At 41.0% G+C, this 19,463-nt stretch carries 12 protein-coding genes; all 12 read right to left on the reverse strand.

Annotated features, from left to right (window positions below; genetic code table 11):
* Nucleotides 1-37: 37 nt before the first annotated feature.
* Nucleotides 38-880 carry an aldo/keto reductase gene (locus MP387_RS06195; protein WP_242745791.1) on the reverse strand — a complete coding sequence of 281 codons (843 nt, stop codon included), beginning with the start codon at nucleotides 878-880 and terminating at the stop codon, nucleotides 38-40.
* 81 nt (nucleotides 881-961) lie between these two features.
* Nucleotides 962-2,353 carry a peptidoglycan-N-acetylglucosamine deacetylase PgdA gene (gene pgdA / locus MP387_RS06200; RefSeq protein WP_242745792.1) on the reverse strand — a complete coding sequence of 464 codons (1,392 nt, stop codon included), beginning with the start codon at nucleotides 2,351-2,353 and terminating at the stop codon, nucleotides 962-964.
* A gap of 103 nt (nucleotides 2,354-2,456) precedes the next feature.
* Nucleotides 2,457-4,184 (reverse strand): septation ring formation regulator EzrA, encoded by a 1,728-nt coding sequence (ezrA, locus tag MP387_RS06205; RefSeq protein WP_242745793.1) that lies wholly within the window; start codon nucleotides 4,182-4,184, stop codon nucleotides 2,457-2,459.
* 80 nt (nucleotides 4,185-4,264) lie between these two features.
* Nucleotides 4,265-6,211: a DNA topoisomerase (ATP-hydrolyzing) subunit B gene (gene gyrB, locus MP387_RS06210; RefSeq protein ID WP_242745794.1), complete on the reverse strand. Its 1,947-nt coding sequence runs from the start codon at nucleotides 6,209-6,211 to the stop codon at nucleotides 4,265-4,267.
* A 13-nt stretch (nucleotides 6,212-6,224) separates the two neighbouring features.
* Nucleotides 6,225-6,788, reverse strand: coding sequence for an HAD-IA family hydrolase (locus tag MP387_RS06215; RefSeq protein ID WP_061428039.1), 564 nt, complete (start codon nucleotides 6,786-6,788; stop codon nucleotides 6,225-6,227).
* Nucleotides 6,789-7,248: 460 nt separating this feature from the next.
* The gene (locus MP387_RS06220; protein ID WP_242745795.1) at nucleotides 7,249-11,976 is read right to left on the reverse strand and encodes a glycoside hydrolase family 70 protein; all 4,728 of its coding nucleotides are present in this window, start codon (nucleotides 11,974-11,976) and stop codon (nucleotides 7,249-7,251) included.
* A gap of 86 nt (nucleotides 11,977-12,062) precedes the next feature.
* Nucleotides 12,063-12,926 (reverse strand): helix-turn-helix domain-containing protein, encoded by an 864-nt coding sequence (locus MP387_RS06225; protein ID WP_242745796.1) that lies wholly within the window; start codon nucleotides 12,924-12,926, stop codon nucleotides 12,063-12,065.
* A 372-nt stretch (nucleotides 12,927-13,298) separates the two neighbouring features.
* Entirely contained in the window at nucleotides 13,299-13,853 is a 555-nt protein-coding gene (locus MP387_RS06230) for a DJ-1 family glyoxalase III (protein WP_242745797.1), read from the reverse strand.
* Nucleotides 13,854-13,863: 10 nt separating this feature from the next.
* Entirely contained in the window at nucleotides 13,864-15,087 is a 1,224-nt protein-coding gene (locus tag MP387_RS06235; RefSeq protein ID WP_242745798.1) for an FtsW/RodA/SpoVE family cell cycle protein, read from the reverse strand.
* Nucleotides 15,088-15,092: 5 nt separating this feature from the next.
* Nucleotides 15,093-17,582: a bifunctional DnaQ family exonuclease/ATP-dependent helicase gene (locus tag MP387_RS06240; protein ID WP_423218899.1), complete on the reverse strand. Its 2,490-nt coding sequence runs from the start codon at nucleotides 17,580-17,582 to the stop codon at nucleotides 15,093-15,095.
* 199 nt (nucleotides 17,583-17,781) lie between these two features.
* Nucleotides 17,782-18,633, reverse strand: coding sequence for an NAD(P)H-hydrate dehydratase (locus MP387_RS06245; protein ID WP_242745800.1), 852 nt, complete (start codon nucleotides 18,631-18,633; stop codon nucleotides 17,782-17,784).
* Nucleotides 18,634-18,688: 55 nt separating this feature from the next.
* Nucleotides 18,689-19,462: an HAD hydrolase family protein gene (locus MP387_RS06250; RefSeq protein ID WP_242745801.1), complete on the reverse strand. Its 774-nt coding sequence runs from the start codon at nucleotides 19,460-19,462 to the stop codon at nucleotides 18,689-18,691.
* Nucleotide 19,463 lies beyond the last annotated feature (1 nt).

The following is a 19,463-nucleotide window of genomic DNA, read 5'->3' on the forward strand; positions in this document are numbered from 1 at the left end:
TAGTCTTTTTTATTTCGGTATAAACAGATTTCACAAACTAAAAATCCATCTCATCAACACGAGGTGCGCCCGAAGTCACTGAAATTGTCTTTAAGACTTCTCGCTCGTCTTTACTGAGTTCAATTCCAAAACAGTCAAGATTGCTCTGGATGCGAGAGGCTGTCACTGACTTAGGTAGGGGTAAAAATCCTTCTGCCAAACTCCAAGCCAAGGCGATTTGAGCCACTGATTTCCCATGCTTAGCAGCAATTTCTTGGACTTCTTTCTGTTCAAACAACTCTCCTTGGCCAAAAGGTCCCCAAGCCTCTAAGAGAATTCCTTTCTCTCTACAGTAGTCAACCACTTCCTCTTGATAAACTCCTGGTGCCAAGCGCACCTGATTGACCGCTGGAATGATTCTTGCTGTTTCAAGCAAGGCATCCAAATGATGGGGGAGGAAGTTACTAACGCCGATGGCACGGATTTTGCCTTCTTGGTAAAGATCCTCCATCGCTCTCCAGACTTCAGCATTGCGAGTTTTCCATTCGCCATTTTCTCTTAAAGGTTTAGGATTTGGCCAATGGATAAGGTACAAATCTAGATAATCCAATCCCAGTTTTTCCATTGATTCTTCAAATGCTTGGCGAGCTTCATCATAGCTGTGATTGGTATTCCAGAGTTTGGTCGTTACAAAGATTTCTTGTCTTGGAATACCGCTATCTCGAATAGCACGTCCAACGCTCTCCTCATTTTTATAGATAGCTGCAGTATCGATATGACGATAGCCGGCCTTTAAGGCTTCTAAAACGGCTTGGTAGGCCACCTCTCCATTTTCAGCTTTCCATGTTCCAAATCCTAGTACAGGAATTGAAACTCCATTATTAAGGTTGTAAGATTTCATCGTTTCTCCTTTCTATGTGAAGAAAATCTAAAGAAACAAAATCCTGATTATCAGAACACTTGCCCCTTTAGATTTTAACAATTATTGATCACGATCGTAATAGATCTCGTGAGCTTTTAAGCGAGAATTGAGCAATTCAGGAACGGTCACAAATGTATACCCTTCACCCTTTAGATACTCAATGACACTTGGTAGAGAATTAACAGAAGGACCATGGATATCATGCATGAGAATGATAGAACCATTGCGAACCTGACGTTGAATCTCTGTCAAAATGGCTGTCTCATTTTTACTCTTCCAGTCCAAACTATCCACGTCCCACATGATGAAGCTTAAATCAAGGCCGTTTCGAATATCATCAGTGATGGCACCATAAGGTGGACGCATCAGTTTAGAGCTTGATCCTAAAACTTGAGTTAACAAATCTTCTGTATCAGTGATTTGCTTTTTAGCATCTTCGAGCGAAAGTTGTGAAAGAACGGGATGACTCCAGCTGTGGTTTCCTACAACATGACCTTCTGATTTCATTCGTTTTAGAAGATTTTCATTACCTGCAATGTTTTTACCAAGTACAAAGAAGGTTGCTTTTACACCATATTTAGCTAAAGTATCCAAAGCTTGCGTGGTTGTAGTAGGATTTGGACCATCGTCAAAGGTCAAGGCTACAACTTTTTTATTTTTCTTAGCAAAGTATGCTTGGTAAAGTTCAGCATCCTTTTCTAATAGATAAGAGGACTCCAATACATCAAAGAAACTGGATATTGGTAAGGCAATTTCCTCCAAAGTCTCCCCTGGATTAGCAGGATAAAGGATGATTTGACTATCCTTATAATCAAAGCTCCAAGATGTCAATTCTTGGTCTGTGAAGCTCTTTATAACTTGATCAATTTTTGCCTGGTCAAGTTTCTTATCTTCTAGAGTTGATTTGATTTGACTCAGTAAGAGTTCCTTAGCCTTACTTGCATCTTTGAAGAGTTTGCTGAGGTCAAAATCTTTCCCATCTTCAGTCAAGAAAATTTTCCCTAAAGAAGTCTTTTCTTTTTCTTCAACCTTTGATGCAGACAAATCGTAGACTTGCTTACTGATACTACGAGCAACAACTCCCTTTAAGACTGGGTCCAACTGCTCACTATAATAAAAAACCAAATCCTCTTTATCTTCCAACTTTTCTTTGATATCCTGGTTGATTTTTTCTCTAACAGACGCAATGACTTCCTCTCCTTGCAGAGGGTAGTAGGCAATCACCTCAGCTTGACCTTTTCGGAAATGGTCCTTCTGACTACCTGAGTTGAATTGCTGGTCCTTTTCGCTTTTTAGCGCTTCAATTTTTTGTTCGTAAGATTGCTTTTGTAGTAGCTTATAACCAATAGCACTCCCTAATAGAATCGTAGCAACTCCTAAGATTCCAACAAGGGAAAGCAATAGCCTTCTCGTTTTATCGTGAGAAACACGTTTCGCTCTATTTTTTTTCATATTTCCATCATATCAAATCGAGGCTATTATTTCAATGATTAACAGGGATTCTGTCTTTTTTTAGAAAAAGAAAAAAGCTTAGAAATCCTCTAAGCTTCTATTTTTAAAAACGAATCGCTTCACGTGTTTTCTCATATGAAGTTACAAAACGGTTTGTAACCCCTGGTTCAGCAACTTCCAAGGCTTGTGAAATTTTTTCAAATGATGCCTTGTAGGCAAACTCTTTTTCAAAAATTTCAAGCGCTTCGTTGAAAGCCTCTTGGATACGCTCATCAAATGAACGGTAACGGTTTGAGTATTGGAGTAGTTGCTCCGTCAAGGTTGCATATTGAACGATATCATAGGTTTCTGTTTCAAGTGCTTCCATATCATTTGTTGCAATTTCAAGAACGCGTTTAACCGATTCAATATTCACTTGCGGTTGTTCTAACTCTGCCATCAGATCTTCTGTGTTATGACTTGCAGTAAAGAAAAGTTTCAAGAAACTTTGAGGAATACCTGGCAAGTTTCTCTTCTCCATGTAACGTTTGATGGTATGCAAACGGTTCACATAGACATTTGCTTTTTGGCGAGCATTGAGGTCGTCTTTTTCAATTTGGGCAAGTCGTTCGCTAACAGAGATTTGCTCATCCTCAATATCCTTGAGGTTGCTTTGAAGCATTTCCAACTGTTCTTCAAGAGCAGAGTAGGCTTGCGTTGACTCACCTTGATCCTCCGTCACTTCCATGATTGCCGTATCAAGTGCAGCCAATTCTGCTTGAAGACGACGAACATGATTTCCATCACTTTCAGGAAGAAGGTAGGTTTTAGTCAAGCGCTCAAGGTCTTGAACAAGCATCTGATTATTTTCTTTCAAGTGGTTGAGATAAGTTGGTAATGTAGCAAGAAGACTTTCAACTACTTTTCGAGCTGCAATTTCACGAGTGAAGATATTGTAAAGTGCATTGATTTCTTCTTGAATGCGATTATTTTCATACTCTGCATTGTCCAATTCCAACTGACGAATATTTTCTTGATTATTTTTCAGAGATTCGTGCAAAAGTTGGAAACGAGACTCAATATCTGTTTCTGTAAAGTGATAGTTAGCATCCAACAGCTTGCGATATCCTTCTTCCAAATCTCCTAATTGGTCTGGCAGTTCTTTTGTCAAGGCCTCAACAAGAGCTGGAATTCGCTCAACGATGTGTGTCAAAGCAAGAATATGATTTTCGGTTGAATCAAGAATTGCTGCCGCTTCAACTGGGTCACCTGATGAATTTAGGGTAACAAATTGAGAGAATTCAGATTGGATGTTTTCCAATTGTTTCTCAATCTCAGGAAGGGCCTTACCATATTTCTCTGAGTTTTCTGCAACGGTATGTTGAAGGGATTCAAACAAGTCCAAGGCATGAAGGACACGACCACTATTCTTAGATTCTTGTTTTTCAAGTTCAGAAAGGGCATTGCGAATAGCTGCAATATCTTCTTCAATCAAGCCGATTTGGCTCTCAATTTGATCAAGTTTGTGTGTTGCCTTAAAGAAACGGAAAGAATTGTTGTAGCTTTCAGCTTCAAAGAGGTGATTTTCGATATCAGCAAATGAGTTCAGAGATAAATCAACCCATTTTTGGTTCCATTCACGGAAGGTCACCTGACTTTGACCAATCAAGTGCATGTTTTTAACGGCTTCAACCTCATCATTTACAGGAAGGTTGTAGAGTTCTTCTTTTCTTTCTTCAAGGGCCGTTAATCTGCTTACATTACGCTTACGTAAAAAGATGGCTGTTACATAAGCTAAGATCAGAATGACTGCAATCGCAACCATTAGATAAATTAGTTGTCCATTAGACATATCAAACTCCTTTTATACTAGAAACAATCGTAATGATTATATCATATTTTTTAAACCAAGGGAACTATTTCCCACATTTTTTAGACGTCAAGTGTACTGTAAACAGCGTTTTCTTCAATAAATTCGCGACGAGGTTCTACTCGATCTCCCATCAACATATCAAAGATTTTATCTGCTTCGGCAGCATCATCTACCGAAACACGCGCCATCAAGCGATGTTCAGGATCCATGGTTGTTTCCCACAATTGGTGGTCATCCATTTCTCCCAAACCTTTATAACGTTGGATGGTTGGTTTTGAACGCCCTTCACTATGACGTGCTAAGGCTTCTTGGAGTTTAATTTCTTGATCTGCACCTGGTTGAATGTATTCTTTGATCTCACTTCCAACTTTAACCCCATAAATCGGTGGTTGGGCAATGTAGACATAACCTGCCTCTAAGATTGGCTTCATGTAGCGGTAAATCAAGGTTAGCAAGAGAGTTCGAATGTGGGCTCCATCAACATCGGCATCGGTCATCAAAACGAGTTTTTGGTAACGAGCCTTAGTGACATCAAATTCTGCACCAAATCCTGTTCCCATGGCTGTGAAAAGACTTCTAATTTCTTCGTTGGCAAGGATTTTATCCATACTAGCTTTTTCAACGTTCAAGATCTTACCACGAATTGGAAGGATAGCCTGGAACTCACGGTTACGACCAGATTTGGCTGATCCACCAGCTGAGTCTCCTTCGACGATGAAGAGTTCGGTTTCAGCAGGGTTGTTAGAAGAACAGTCTGCTAGTTTTCCTGGCAAATTGGAAATTTCCAAGCCAGATTTCTTGCGTGTGACCTCACGCGCACGCTTGGCAGCTACACGAGCCTTGGCAGCCAAAATCCCTTTTTCCACGATACGCTTGGCGATCTGTGGATTTTCCATGAGGAAATCAGAGAAGGCATCGCTGAAGAGGCGATTGGTAATCTTGACTACTTCACTATTCCCCAGTTTGGTCTTGGTTTGTCCTTCAAACTGCGGATTTGGATGTTTAACAGAAATAACTGCAGTCAAGCCTTCACGGACATCTTCCCCTGTTAGGTTGTCTTCATTGTCTTTTAGCAGTTTATTCTTGCGAGCATAATCATTGATAACACGTGTCAGCGCTGTACGGAAACCTTGCTCATGCGTACCACCTTCATGGGTGTGAATGTTATTGGCGAAACTCATGACGTTTTCGTGGTAACCGGTTGTGTACTGCATGGCTACTTCAACTGTGATATCATCCATCTCACCGTCTGTGTAGATTGGTGTATCAAAGATAACATCCTTGTTCTCGTTGATATATTCAACGTAGCTAGCAATCCCACCCTCATAGTGGTAATGTTTAGTCTGTTCGAGACCTTCACGCTTATCTGTGATGGAGATTTGAAGACCTCGGTTCAAAAAGGCTAGTTCTTGAATACGTTTGTTTAATTTTTCAAAGTCAAAAGTTGTTGTTTCTGTAAAAATCTCTGGATCTGGTGTGAAGTGAACTGCTGTTCCCGTTTTATCCGTATCTCCAACCACCTCAAGATCAGCAACAACATGACCACGACGGTATTCTTGGTAATGAATCTTACCGTTTTTATGGACATGAACATCTAGTTGAGTTGAAAGAGCGTTTACTACTGATGAACCTACACCGTGCAATCCACCTGAAACCTTGTATCCGCCACCGCCGAATTTTCCTCCAGCGTGAAGAACTGTAAAGACGGTCTCAACAGCGGGACGTCCTGTTTTTTCCTGAATATCAACAGGAATTCCACGCCCATCATCCACAACGGTGATGGAATTATCAGGCTCTATAAAGACTTGGATCTGACTGGCAAATCCAGCTAGGGCTTCGTCAATTGAGTTATCAACGATTTCCCATACTAGATGGTGAAGACCTTCTTTTGAAGTTGATCCAATATACATACCTGGACGCATACGAACAGCTTCAAGTCCCTCCAAAACTTGAATTTGACTGGCATCATAATCCTGTGCCTGTTGATTTTTGATTTCTTCTGTCATTTTTTCCCTTTTCTTACATGTCTATTGCTTGTCTCAATGTCGCAACGTTATTAAAAAGATAGGCATCTAAGCCAGCAGCTTTACCTGCTTCTACATCAATATTTCTGTCACCAATGACCAAACCAGATGTAATATGATATTTATCACGTAAATAAATCATGGACTCAGGATCTGGTTTCCGTTTAAAGCCAGAACTGGCAGTCACCACCTCGGTGAAGTAGTTGGCTATCTGGGTCTTAGCAAGAAGTTCTAGCACTTGGTCATTTCGATGAGAAACCAAGAAATGGCGACCACCCTTGTCCGAAATGTCTTTGAGTAATTCTGGAATTCCCTCAAACAAAACTGGATGCTCTAGCTCACGTGCTTCATTTTCTTTGTAGTTCTCTAAAAACCCCTCGATATCTGGTGCAAACTTTTCGATAGCAAAAGCTGTCGAAACCTTCAAGGCTTCGTAGACACAGTCGTGTTCTTGCTCTATTCCATATTGGGCTAAGGTTTCTACAAAGGCTGCTGTAGAAGTCTCATAATTATCCAATAGGGTACCACCTAAATCCCATATATAGTCGTGATATTTCATACCCTTCATTATACCATTTTTTTATGAAAAAAGCGATGATTTCCTAGATTTTTCGGCTCTATAATTTCTATAGAAAGTAAAACACTATTGCATCTATAGAGTCTTTTTGTGAAGAAAAGCTCCTCTATGAATAATCAAGCAAAATCTTTCCTATTTCAAATGTACAAATTAAAAAATAGAAACTACTGACAACCGCGTCATTATTCGCAAACGAAACGCTTTTGGATTTCCAAACTTTAAAAATAGAATCCTCATTGCTTTGAATACCACATTAGAGAGCAGAAAAAGATTATTCCAATATGGAATCTCTTGTTAATTCATTTCAGTTTCCAATGATTCCATCTTTCTTTTCAATTGTAATTTATTCTCCAAACAGGCAAAAAACGATAACATCCTTTTAAGGTGTTATCGTTTTTGTATATCATCAGATAAAGTTTGATTTTTGTTGAGCTACATTCGATTAGTTTCTTCCGAAGTTTTGACCTCTACCATCGCGGTCAAAATACATCCAACTTCCATCTTCAAGTTGAATCCATTTGCTTCGAGCCATATCCCCTGAATTGACATCGAAATATCGACTCACTCCATTCACATCAACAACTTTTCCTTTGACTTGCTTGCCGTCTTGCGTGAAATAGAGAGTCTGTTGACCAACCTGCTGCAAGCCTGTCACTGCTTTTCCAGCTTGATCAAAATAGTACCACTCATTTTGGGAACCTTCGACAAACTTGTTGGTTGCCATCTCTCCTGAGTTAGCATCAAAGTAACGGATACTCTTATCTGAAAGTGTCACGATTTTACCCTTGACTTGCTTGCCATCTTGGTCAAAGTAAAGTGTTTGTTTGCCAATCTTTTGAAGGCCTGTCACTGCTTTTCCAGTTTGGTCAAAGTAATACCATTCGTTCTTGGCACCTTCTGCAAACTTGCCGACTGCCATTTCTCCCGAGTTGGCATCAAAGTAACGGATGGATTTATCAGCCAAAGTTACTACTTTACCCTTGACTTGTTTACCATCTTGGTCAAAGTAAAGTGTTTGTTTGCCAATCTTTTGAAGACCTGTCACTGCTTTACCAGCTTGGTCAAAGTAATACCATTCGCTCTTGGCACCTTCTGCAAACTTGCCGACTGCCATTTCCCCTGAGTTGGCATCAAAGTAACGGATACTCTTATCTGAAAGTGTCACGATTTTACCCTTGACTTGCTTGCCATCTTGGTCAAAGTAAAGTGTTTGTTGACCAATCTTTTGAAGACCTGTCACAGCAACTCCATCTGCTCCGAAATAGTACCAATCACTTGGGTTATCACCCTGAGCAAAACGATTAATAACAGCATTTCCTGAATCCTTGTCAAAGTAACGAAGTTTGCCATCCTTAGCACTCACAATCTTGCCCTTAACCTGATAGCCGTTTTCATCAAAGAATTGCTGTCCATCTCCTATCTTGACAAGACCTCGAGCCATAACGCCCTTGGCATCAAAGTAACGCCAGTTTTCACCATCAGTAGTGTAGTAACGGTTGAGAACTTGGGCACCAGTTTGATCATAGTAGTACTGATTACCGTTTTCATCTTCACGGATAGAATCACGAAGTTGAATACCACTCTTCAAGAAATAAACGTGCTTGCCATCAATTTCATGAGCACCTGTTACAAGATAACCTCGTTTATCGAAGTAATACCAATTTCCATTTTCATCTTGGATAAAGGAATTTTTAGCTTGATAACCACTAGTTGAATAGAACTTAGTACCATTGGCATCACTAACAAATCCTGTGTAAGCATTCTTATTAACTAATTGCTTAGGCAATACTATCTCGCCATTTTTGTTAGTGAGGTAGTCGTTGCTAGCCCAGTCTTTAAGAACATAGTAAGCACCACGACCTAAGATATTGGTACCATTGAAGTACTTAGCCGACCACTTGGTAATCTTCTCATCTGTTGTCATCTTTTGACCATTGGAAATCTGTACTCGTTCAAAGATTTCTGGATATTTAGCTTTAAGCTCATCCAAGTAGGCTCCACCGTACTTACCTTGGAAATCAGTCCCATTGGTCTTACTATTAGCTACATAGAGTTTTTCCTTGATTTCTGAACCTTCACGGTAGGTTCCATAGTTATTGACACGTGTTGCTGTTACCACTTCCTTACCTGGTAGGTTATAGATTTGGTCTGGTACCCAGTCCGCGATGGCTTGGATATTGACACTGTGAAGCGCACGGAGAGCATTGAGCAAATCTTTTAAAGAACCATATTTATTGTTCTTGCTCATCGCCATATCGTAGCGGTCTTCAAAGGCATAACCATTCTGAATGATAGAATCCAAGAAAGTACCGTCTTGGCTAGATACATACTGAGGTGGTAGCTCAAATGAAGTTACTCCCCATTCCTTGAAGAGGTTGACATTTTTAGCAATGACTTTATTGGTATATTGGTCATCGCGGGTTGCAAAGTCTTGGAAGTTAGAAAATCCTTCGTAAATCAACTGAGAATCAAGAGCTGCGCTAGATTCATAAACTTGACCACTAGCGTTTTTCTTCTTGCTTGCTGTTGTACGAGCATCCTGATCTGCCTTAGCGCCAACTGGTACCCAAACAGCCAGATATCCAGAAACTTGGACATTGCTGTAGCCTGCGATATCATTCATATCAAAGGTCAAAATACCATTAGCATCTGTCTTCTTCCAGAGCGATTGTGGCACTTCTTCGTCAGTTAGATAGCGGGAAATGCCATCTTTGGTCGTCAAAAGTACAGGGCGATAGTATTGATTCTTGTGGGCTGCTCCCATATTGACTTGCAGTTTATCCCATACATTTAACTTGAGGTTAGGGTTGTTTGAAGCAATAACTGCCATCCCTTGAGTACGAGTTTCTGCTGTTCCTTCATCTGTTGCTTCATTGGCACCAGTACCGTAGCGAACAGACGTTAAAATACCATTGTAAGACCATTTATCAGCCTCACGAGGTACACCCATATATGTGACTTTCATGTCTTGTCCACCTGCTACATACTTAATACGAGCACGCAGCAAGGCATCAATAGCATCGTGGTAAGGAGATTTTTTCTCCATGTATTGACCATCATCGGTATAGAGGTCACCATAGTAGACCCGAGTGATAGAGTCTTTATTGGAGAGCATGAGAGCATGAGCGGTTGGGATATTGAACTGCGTATACTTCTTGTCTGCCTTACGCATATCTTCGTTATAGATCTTGAAGGCTTGCTTGAGTTCATCCATAGTAAAGGTCAAACCATCCGTATTTGGATTGATATTTTCTCGGATGATGTCAGCAATAACGGTTTGTACTTCACTGTCATGAGCCCGCACAAAGATATAGTTAGCCATTCGTTCGCCATTTTTCTTTTCAGAAGAACGGTCATTTAGACTATTTGTAATCGTAGGTTCTACTCCGCTACGGATAGATAGATTACGCATGAATGAATAAAGCAAGGACAAGCGTAGCTTGTTGTCAATTGCTAGTTGAGCGCCTTTAGTATCTTTGTTGTAGTCAGGATCGTTATCAGACCAAGCTTCCAAGATAGACAAATGCTTGATGGCTTCTTCTTCACTTTCTCCCACCTTGTAGCGAGACTTGAAGTAGTCAGATGCGATTTGGAGCAAGTCTGCGTTGACATTGTCCACCGCATCGACACGAACTCCATCAAAATTAGCAGTCGGATCATTGGCTACGATGCTTCCAAAGTTCATCATAAAATGCAACCAGTTGAGTTGTTCGGCCTGAACAGCTGGATTAGAGTTGTCAAAGTCGTTAGCGAGCAAGAACTCATAACCACCGTTTGACTTGTCAATGAAGTACTTAGGTTTACCTGTTTGACTAGTAGGGGTACGGTTAAGCAGACGGAATTTAGAGTTAGCATGAGAGCTCTTCTCATTATTGGTATAAAGCAAAGCTCCACCCTGCAAGTGGTCCTTTTTAGTACCAGTTGTTTCAGACTCTGACTTGATATTCCAATTTGGCTGGGTTTTGACAAAGGCACCCATCAGCGTTCTCAACCATTTGGTATCGCCTTCTTTACCAATTTTTTCCTCAATTTTGCGCTGAACCTGCTGAGAAGCTCCTGTCAGGAGAGCTTGTTCAACTTTGTTTTCAAAAGCACCTGCTCCCAGACCTTGCTGATTCATATAGTTGAGGTAATTAATTTGAGTACGTTTATCAGGCCACCAAGCCATCAAAAGAGGACGCAAGTCTGTTTCTGTCGAAGCCGTCCATGTTTTTCCATCTTTTAAGATGAACTTTGGACGATACCAGCTATCTGCTGTCAAATAACCGTCTACAGTTTCAATATCCTTGTCAGTCGTACCATAGAAAGCATTCTTTTGGGAGAATTCATTATTGAGACTGCTGGTTCCTTGTTGGAACTGATATTCATTTGAATCAACTAAGGCACCAGTTTCTGCATCAAAATAAAGTATTCTGCCATTAAGTTCAACTGCAAAGTTCTTTTTAACTGTACCATCGTCCTGAACATAGTAATTTTTACCATCAATGGTCTTGATATGAGATAGGACATCATCATCATGGTCAGCATTTACAGGTGCAGGTTGAGCCTGATCTGCTACCATTCTTTCAGCTACTGCTCCTTGTTTTTGAGCAGGTTCGGGCAAGCGATCTTTCTTTGCAACCTTTGGATTTGCAACAATCTTGTCTGCAACAGCCGTTTTTTCTCGTTTGTCGCCTTCTTGGTCTTGGGCAGTTGTTGGCCCTGCTTGTTTATTCTGCTCTGCTACTTCTGTTTTAGGAGTTTCTGTGATTGCATTAGCAACTTTAACTTCTTCAGCAACAGCAGCCTTTTCTGTAGATGCTTCTTTCGTATCTGCTGGTTTAGCAGGCTCTTGAGCATTGGTTTGAACTGTTGCTTCTGTATTTTCTGCTGGTTTAGCATGTTTTCCACTAGCAGCAACATCGCCTATCACCTTGTCCGCAGGGGTTGCTTTTTCTGCTTCTTGCTCAGATGCTATTTTAGCTTGGGCTGGAGTTTGCTGACCCGGACCACTAGTCTGAGCTGTAGCAGGTTCTTGAACTACAACCTGCTTTACATCATCCGCATGGACAACGCCTGGTTCTAGACCAAGTACCTTTGGTGCTACAATAAGTGCCAAGGTAGTCAAAGCAATGGCTACCCAGTTTTTCTTAACTTTATGCATCTTATAATGAATCTTTTTCTCCATCATAAAGCCTCCTTCTGAATTTAGTATAAAGTTATGCCCTTATTCTAGTATATTTTTCAAAATGATCATTTTTTGTTGCACATCTACAACTATGAAAGGCAAATTCTTTCAAACTGTTCTTTAAGCTTTTGGGCAACACCAAAGGAATCTAAAAATTCAAAAAAAGATAGGCATTGCTCGATATCACTGAGAGCATTGGTATTCCCGACCTTATAGGCATACAGAGCCCTATGATACTTAATCAGCGTTCGATCATATAGATCGGTTTCAGGGATTTTAGAGTGATCGAGATAATTGAGAAACCTCCTAGCAACTAGCAGATGGTTTCCTTCTATACAGACGCTAATGACATTAAGTAGCATCTTGATAATACGGCGGCGATTTTCCGGTAGGTTGTTATAAAACTGGGTACGATTGATCATCTCACTAGCGAAGGTTTCCAACGTTTCCAAGGTCATCAAATCAACGCTGTTTGTAAAGAGCCAGAGTTCATAACGTCCCCACTCCTCAACAGAAAAGAGATGATCCGTCAGAAATTCTATATCCTTCTTGCTAATCTGAAAATCTGAGCAACAGGAAGACAGAAGGGCTCTGACAATGATCGTATTGAGTTTGTAGTTCTTCTTCTCAGGAAACTGTTCGGTCAAAGCTTCTGAGCTTGACAAAATATTTTGGAGCTTGACAACATTGTTTTCCTGATATGCATCAGCTACTTTTTTTGAGAACAGCACATCATCTGAATCAATGTAATTATGGTAAACATACTGAAACTCCTCTAGGGAAACGGCCATATTTTTTAAACAGCAATAAAAAGAATCAAGTGTGATACCATTGACTCCCCGTTCAAAACGGGATAGCTGAGCCACGGAAATATCACCAGCAGCTACCTCTTTCAGGGACATTTTTTTTGATTCTCTAATGACTTTGAATATTTTTCCGAAAGTTTCCAACATATCACTCCCCCAGTTTCGTATATGCAAAAAATTCTTACTAATTTTAATATACTAGTAACACGTTTCAATTATATTACAGAGAAAGTACTTTATATTTCAAATTAATACAAGCAGATTAATTCGCATGATAAGACCGTTTAATATAGCATTTATTGAATATTATATCTTTTTCATGAAACTATTGATTTCAGTAACAATCTGAAGTATTCTATCTAACAACCTGAAAACACTAACATTTTTAGAGATTGATTTCCTTCTTATGCTAGACAAAGCTTGATTGATTTATAAAAGTTTGATATAAAATCGCAAGACAATCATATGAAACATTTTTAGACATGGAGTAAATAAAAAAACGAGAGCCGAACTCTCGTCTTACAGTTGATTTCCAAAGACATCTCGATAGAGCATGCCGACTCGTAAACTTTCGGCGTCTCCTCCTAATTGCTCTACGAGCTTATAGGCAAAGGCAAGTGCGGTTGACGGTCCTCGGCTGGTTGTTAGATTACCATCTACAACCACTGTTTGCTTTTGATAAATTCCGTCAGTAATTTGCTCCTTAACTCCGTCATAACAAGTAAAGTGCTTGTCTTTCAGGACACCTGCTTGTTGAAGAGCGATTGGGGCTGCACAGATGGCAGCAATATTCTTTCCTGCTTGGTCAAAGGCTTTAATCTGTGAAATGAGGGCTTGATTATCCCGTAGGTGAGCTGAGCCTGGCATACCACCCGGAAGAACGACCAAGTCATAGTCGGACAAATTGCCATCAAAAACACGATCAGCTTTTACCTGAATGCCATGCGATCCTGTCACCTGCTCTTCAAATCCTACCATATCACATGAAATGTTTGCTCGACGCAAGACATCGACTACTGTAAAGGCTTCAATTTCTTCAAAACCCTGGGCTAAGATAACTGCTACATTTGCCATAATGGCCTCCTTATTTGATTTGTTTTAGGACGACTTTCTTTCGTTTGAATGGAACTTTTCCACTTTTCTCCTCCGCTAGGTTGGTCTGGTAACTCATAGATAAGAGGAGACCGACACCAATGAGGTTACTAATAATAGCGGAGCCCCCTTGAGAAATAAATGGTAGAGGAATCCCTGTTAAAGGAAGTAAGCCTGTCACGGCACCGATATTTTCAAAGATATGGAAGAGCAACATCATGATAAAACCAGTCGAGATATAGGTGTAGAACTGGTTGTTTGACTTAAGTGTAATCTTCAACATCCGATAAATAAGAAGCAAGTACAGGGCAACCAAAAAGACTGAACCAATAAAGCCAAAATCTTCAGCAATCACCGTAAAAATCATATCACTCTCACGTACTGGAATGAGGAGATTGGACACATTGAAACCTTGTCCAAACAAGCCACCACTTCCAATCGCAATTTGTCCCTGCGCCTGTTGGTATGTCGTTGTTTGCGCAAAGTCAAAGGGATTGAGCCAAGCCAAGATACGGTTAATCTGGTAAGTTGGCATCCCAATCTGATGCAAGAAGGCACGTCCATCCTTGCTTATAAAGATGGCCATAAATCCTACAACTGCAGTCACCCCTGTCGCAAAAACCGGAATGATGATCTTCCACGAAACACCTGAAAGGAGGACCATACCGGAAAAAATAGCTACAAAGACCAAGGCCGTCCCCAAGTCACTTTGTAGGGCTAAGAGGATCAAGACTGGTGTAGTAAAGGCAATCATCCAACCAATCAATAGAAAATCCAAGGGAATAGTTCGTCGCCATTCCTTGTGTTTTTGAGTGAATCTTACAATGGCTCGAGCCAACATCAAGATATAGGAAATCTTCATGAACTCCGATGGCTGGAAAAGTGTCGTTCCACCAATCGATACCCAGTTCTTGGCACCTGTTGACGCTACAAGATTTGGATTGTAGAAAACAAGGGGGAGGACCATCAAAGCCAACCCTAGACCATAAAGATAGGGAGTCACCTTCCATAAAAACTCGGTATTAAAGAACATGACCACAAATCCAATGACAAGCCCCAAGGAAATCCAAGCGATTTGCTGACCTAGAATTGGTAATACATTATTTGGATAGTCATGACTAACTGCTATATAAATGGCCACTACTCCAATCACCAGTAAACAAAACACTGGTAGGAGGAGGCTATAATCGACTCGAGAGTCGAAGGAACGTTTCATATTTTTTACCTTTTCTCTTTCTGGGATTTTTCTTTCATTCTATTGCGACGAGATTGTAGAAAATCAGCTACAGCAGGCTCTAGCTGTTCTCTAGCAAGGACCTGAATAGCCCTTTCTTTTGACAAGGCCTGAGCGATTTGTTTGCCGTAACGCTTGCTGACGACACGACTGTCTAAGATAACAGCAACCGAACCTTGGTCAGATCTTCTAACAGTGCGGCCCAGAGCTTGTTTTAGCCGAATGATCGCCATCGGTAACTGATAATCATAGAAAGGATTTTTCCCTTCTTGACGCAGTTCCTGGTTTAATTTTTTGGTTAAAGGTTCTTGGGGATTTTGGAAAGGCAATCTCGGAATCACTTGGATCACGCAAGGATGGGTTGAAAAATCAACCCCTTCCCAGAAACTACCTGTTCCAAGCAAGATCTGACGTTCACCTTTTTCAAAACGTTTTTTCAGTTGGCTTGGTTCCCCATTTTTATACTGAGCTAGATGCGGTTGGTCTAGCAGGTCCGAAACTGCCAGCAACATCTCTTTTGAGGTAAACAAAACCAATAAGGGTTCTTGAAAGGCTTGTAAGCTTCGAATGACAGAAGCCACTTCACTAGCATAGTCAACAGGCGAAACTTCTGTCACAAGAGGAAAATCATTGACTAGAAAGACTTCTTGTTGCTCCTGTTTTGCTACATCAAGCCTAACAAGTGGAGCATCCGGAAATCCCAATAAATCTGCTAGGGAAACCCGATTGCTGATTTCAAGAGTGGCAGATACTCCTAGGAGCCTACAATCTTCTGGCAATAAGTCTGCTAGTATAAAGCGGCCTTTTTTACTTGAACAAATCAAGACATCCCTGCTCGATTTCTCTGCTGTAGCAAGCCAAAATTCACGGTCCGAGGTGAAAAAGTTTGCAATCTCTCTATACTCTGGGAGAGCTAACTCCGAAAAATGCTGGCGCAACTCTTCGAGAGAATCCAACCACTTTCCATTCTTAAGGCCTGACTGATAGTGCTCTATCAAGTATCGACATTCAAAACCTATACTCTCAAGCAAGCGTTTCTGAACCAAATCTTCCTCTGACTCTAAGGACTTTTCAATTTGAGTTACAAGATCCTCTAGGCGATAAGCCTGCTGGGCTAGATTTTCGAGAGCTAGCAGCATTTTTTGTGCTTCATCCAAAATCACCAAACGATTGTCGACAAACTCGGGATTGTCTTCCAAACGAGTGACCAGATAGGCATGATTGGTCAGAAGAACACGACTGGTCTCGGCCTTTTCCTGCCCTCGTTTCCAAAAATCCTCTGTAGCAAATAAACTTTTCTTTGAAAGCTTGCCATCGTGGACTAGTTCCGGCAGAAAATGCTGGTAGCGATAAAGCTGCCCGATTTCGTCCAAATCACCAGTATCTGTCTCCGTTAGCCAGATGAGCAGTTGCATTTTAAAGCGAGTAAATAGACGATTGGACTCAGATCGACGGAGAACTCTGTGAAAGGCATCCAGTTTTAAATAATTTTGAGGCCCCTTGAGACTATGAATTTCCAGATGGAAGACCTCTTTTAAGCGCTGACCTTCTTCTTGCATGATTTGATTTTGAAGAATTTTGGTCGGAACACTCACTAGAATCCCTGCTTGACTCTCCGAGTTCAAAGCTGGGAGGAGATAACCATAAGTCTTGCCCAGTCCCGTTTGAGCTTGGATAAAAGAAGTCTGGTGTTCTTCCAATAAGTCCTCAACCTTCTCCGCAAATTCCAACTGTTGCGGACGCTCCTCCAGCCCCAATAAAGAAATGTTTTTAGCAAAATCTTTGGATAACTTTCGTGGGACTAAGGCTTTGCTTTCCTTTCTCAGGAAAAGCCCATGGAGTTCTATCAATTCCAGAGAGGACAGGAGAGATTGTTGCTGATAGACCTCCTCAATAACCAGATAACTTTCATAGAGAAGGTTATCTGCAAGGTCTAACAAGCTTTCTAAGAGCCCTTTAGGTAACTCGAAGAGTTTTTGACGCATGTAAAGCAAGAGTTCTGCTGTTGCCTGAGCATCAGACAGGGCAGTATGGGCATGTTCCAGCTCAATTCCCAACTCTTGACAAAGGATGCCCAAATTGTACTTTTCAAACTGAGGATATAGAACTTGGGCTAACTCAACAGTATCCACCCGCGGGGTGCGCAATTCATATCCTTCAAAAAAGAGGAATTCTGCAAGGAGGTTGGCATCAAATTGTACATTGTGCGCAACAAAAATACCGTCCTTAACCAATTCAAAAATTTTTCCAGCCACCTGAGAAAACTCTGGAGCCGCAGCCAAACGCTGATCGGTCAGACCTGTTAATTCTTTGATATGAGAATCCAAGGGTTCATGGGGATTGACATCAGTCGCATACTGATCGACGATTTCGCCATTCTCAATCACCACAATGCCTACTTGAATAATTTTTGCCTTACTTCCGGTGCTGGTCGCCTCTAAATCAACGACCACATACCGATCATTTCTCGCATTCATCATTAAAAATTATATCAAAAAAAGCATGATTTGACACCCCTCAACTTTGATAACAATCTTGCTTCACTTTCGAGTTCGATTAAAAATCAAGACCTTAAAAGTGAGAATTTCTCGCAAGTTCAGCAGTTACTTTCCAGTTCTGGAGTATTTGAAAATCTTATCAGCATAGTTACATCAATACAAAAAGACAACCAAGGAATTAGTTGCTTTTTTGAGATATTTGTTTCATTGTTTTCGGAAGTGTCTTGCTAATTTCTGTTGGCAAGACAAGATAGTGTTCTTGAGCTAGTTCTTGCGCGATAGCTGAATGAAGATGAGTCGCTACCACCACTTTCTCATAGAGGTTGACTTGGTGAAACTGACCTGCAAAACCTGCAATCATCCCAGCCAGAGTATCTCCCATCCCACCAGTTGCTTGATAGGGGCCTCCGACTTCTAATTGATAATATTCAGACTGACCAGCTTGCCAGATACGAGTCGCTGGACCTTTCTCAACTAAAATCGTCCCTTGAGGAAAAGCTGAAAGAGCACTAGCAGTCGTCTCTTTATTTTGATGATCAAGAACTATACCAGATAGTCTTTCCCATTCCTTTTGGTGGGGAGTTAGGATGAGCTGACTGGAAGGAAATGGTAACTGGCCTTTTGCTAAGATGCCCAAAGCACCACCATCTACAATCAAAATCTGGTCTTTTCTGAGACTGTCAAAGACCCGTTTTACGAGTTCTTCTCCAAATGCATCCTCTCGCAAACCCGGACCTAACAAGACAACTTCTGCCTTTACTAACTGTTCTTTTAACAATTGCTGGTCTTGAAGAGAAAATGCCATGGCCTCAGGTAAATGACTGTGCAGAGCCGGAATATTCTCCTTATCCGTGCCAACAGTCACCAAACCAGCCCCACTTTTGACAGCTGCAATAGCTGACATGATGATAGCTCCCCCATAAGGATAGGTCCCTCCCAGCAAGAGCAGACGACCGTAATCTCCCTTATGGCTGTGACGAGAACGTTCAATAATGACTTTTTCTAATAAAGTTTGATCAATCACTTTCATCGATTTTTCCTCTCACTCCATTATACTACAAAAGGAGGGGCAAACCTCCTTCTATCTATTTTCCCTTAAATTCCGCAAAAGTCTGTAAGATTTTAGCTGCTACTGCTGGAGAAGGAGCTCCTTTTAGATCTAACGTGTCATCTGCATATGGACTAAGACCAGCAAAATCTCCAATCTGGACAGAATAGAGCGACGTCTTAAACAGTTCAATATCGTTTTGGTCATTTCCAAAAGCGATGAAGTTCTCCCCGCATAACTTTTCAACAGTTGTCGCCTTATGAGTATCCAAGGGATTAACATAAAGGCACTTTTCATGCGCATGATAGGAGAGATGAGCTAGCCCCAGTCTTTCTAACTGACCAAGCAGATCATCAAGCAACTCCTCATGGTCACCCATATAAACGACTACCTTAATCGGAGTACCCAAGTCCTCGAGTTTCTGATGACGAGCTACCTTTAGGGGATCTACACTGGAGATAAATGGAATCTTCTCCACAATCTGACCACTATAGTCAAAGCAGTCATCTACAAAGAAAGGGAGATTATAAGTCTGGCAATAATCCACTAGCGCATGATAAACTCTAGCATCGAGATTCCTTTCAAAGATAGCCTGCCCCAGATGATAGGCTACGCCACCATTCAATCCTATGACCAAGCGCTGACTGAGTTTAGGACCTAATAAACCCAAGCAATCCCGATAAGAGCGGGCTGAGGCAAACACAAGCTCATGTCCATAATCTTCAGCCTTTAAAAGAACCTGCTTAATCTCCTCATCAATGGTCATGTAGTCAAAAGATAGCGTTCCATCCAGGTCAAATACGAATTTCATC

The sequence above is a fragment of the Streptococcus oralis genome, from assembly GCF_022749195.1.
Lineage (GTDB): Bacteria > Bacillota > Bacilli > Lactobacillales > Streptococcaceae > Streptococcus > Streptococcus oralis_CI.

Bases quoted from the DNA above. Each gene is read 5' to 3' on its own strand.
- MP387_RS06250 (WP_242745801.1), bottom strand. From the start codon at position 19,462: ATGAAATTCGTATTTGACCTGGATGGAACGCTATCTTTTGACTACATG.
- ezrA (WP_242745793.1), bottom strand. From the start codon at position 4,184: ATGTCTAATGGACAACTAATTTATCTAATGGTTGCGATTGCAGTCATT.
- MP387_RS06215 (WP_061428039.1), bottom strand. From the start codon at position 6,788: ATGAAATATCACGACTATATATGGGATTTAGGTGGTACCCTATTGGAT.
- pgdA (WP_242745792.1), bottom strand. From the start codon at position 2,353: ATGAAAAAAAATAGAGCGAAACGTGTTTCTCACGATAAAACGAGAAGG.
- MP387_RS06245 (WP_242745800.1), bottom strand. From the start codon at position 18,633: ATGAAAGTGATTGATCAAACTTTATTAGAAAAAGTCATTATTGAACGT.
- MP387_RS06220 (WP_242745795.1), bottom strand. From the start codon at position 11,976: ATGATGGAGAAAAAGATTCATTATAAGATGCATAAAGTTAAGAAAAAC.
- MP387_RS06195 (WP_242745791.1), bottom strand. From the start codon at position 880: ATGAAATCTTACAACCTTAATAATGGAGTTTCAATTCCTGTACTAGGA.
- gyrB (WP_242745794.1), bottom strand. From the start codon at position 6,211: ATGACAGAAGAAATCAAAAATCAACAGGCACAGGATTATGATGCCAGT.
- MP387_RS06235 (WP_242745798.1), bottom strand. From the start codon at position 15,087: ATGAAACGTTCCTTCGACTCTCGAGTCGATTATAGCCTCCTCCTACCA.
- MP387_RS06225 (WP_242745796.1), bottom strand. From the start codon at position 12,926: ATGTTGGAAACTTTCGGAAAAATATTCAAAGTCATTAGAGAATCAAAA.
- MP387_RS06240 (WP_423218899.1), bottom strand. From the start codon at position 17,582: ATGAATGCGAGAAATGATCGGTATGTGGTCGTTGATTTAGAGGCGACC.
- MP387_RS06230 (WP_242745797.1), bottom strand. From the start codon at position 13,853: ATGGCAAATGTAGCAGTTATCTTAGCCCAGGGTTTTGAAGAAATTGAA.